We start from the raw sequence: 801 nt of genomic DNA, 5'->3' as shown, positions 1-801 counted from the left end.
TCTGTGGCTGTGGCTGATGGCTGTGGCTGTGGCTGTGGCTGTGGCTGTGGCTGTGGCTGTGGCTGTGGCGTAGCAGCCGGTGGGCGGGGCGCAACCTCCGGCCGGTCAAAAAAGACCTGAATGGCGTTTTTTCCCTCTTCGGGTTCCTGCACCCGCGTATGGCCCGGCAGCAGCCACGCCCCGACCGCGCCATGCACCAGCAGGGCAAGCATGACGGCCCACCCGACAGCCATGCCGCGCCAGCCCCGGCCTTCCATCATGACGGGGCGCAACACGGGGCTTCTGTGCGGCGTTCCGTCCTGCCGCCGCACGGTTTCACCCATCATGGCCGCAGGCCCCCAATCCGGATTTGACAAAAAATAACGCACATCCGAGAATACACTCCGGTTACCATCCCGATCTTACAGCCGGAAAGAACCAGTTCAATCATGGGCCACGCCCGCCACCCCTTTCTGCACCACAGGCCCGTGATCCGCTGGATCATGGTGCTGTGCGCGTGCCTGGGGCTGTGGGGGCAACTCCTGATCGAAAGCCGCAGCCTGCCCGGTGAGTTGCCGCGCGCGACCATCATGCGGCTGACCGGAATCGACATTGCCTCCTCCGTGGCCACAGCGGCCCCGGTGGACCATCCCGCGCGCATCATCACGCCATGATGGATGGCATGCCGGAACATCGGCATGACACGGCGGAGCATACCGGCCACGACCATGCCGAAGGGTGCCCGCTCTGCCCGCTTCTGCACCTGCCCGCGCTGGCCCTCACGGCCCTTCCCTTCATTCCGTGCCCACCCGCTCATCTGGG

1 protein-coding gene and 1 pseudogene are annotated in these 801 nt (G+C 65.7%); one reads left to right on the top strand and one right to left on the bottom strand.

Translation table 11 applies throughout. The features are described 5' to 3' along the window. Window positions 1-326: pseudogene (locus JCM25156_RS29625) on the bottom strand (energy transducer TonB); the annotation flags it as partial. 102 nt (window positions 327-428) lie between these two features. Between JCM25156_RS29625 and JCM25156_RS31790 the strand changes: the two are divergent. Then, complete coding sequence (locus tag JCM25156_RS31790) at window positions 429-653, top strand: hypothetical protein (protein WP_242402752.1); 225 nt, start codon at window positions 429-431, stop codon at window positions 651-653. The last annotated feature ends 148 nt before the right edge of the window (window positions 654-801 follow it).

Source organism: Komagataeibacter kakiaceti JCM 25156, from assembly GCF_000613305.1.
Note: the sequence above shows the minus strand (reverse complement) of the source record. Positions and strands in the feature narration are given on the sequence as shown.

Excerpts from the sequence above, each read along its gene's own strand:
- JCM25156_RS31790 (WP_242402752.1), top strand. The coding sequence starts at position 429 with ATGGGCCACGCCCGCCACCCCTTTCTGCACCACAGGCCCGTGATCCGC.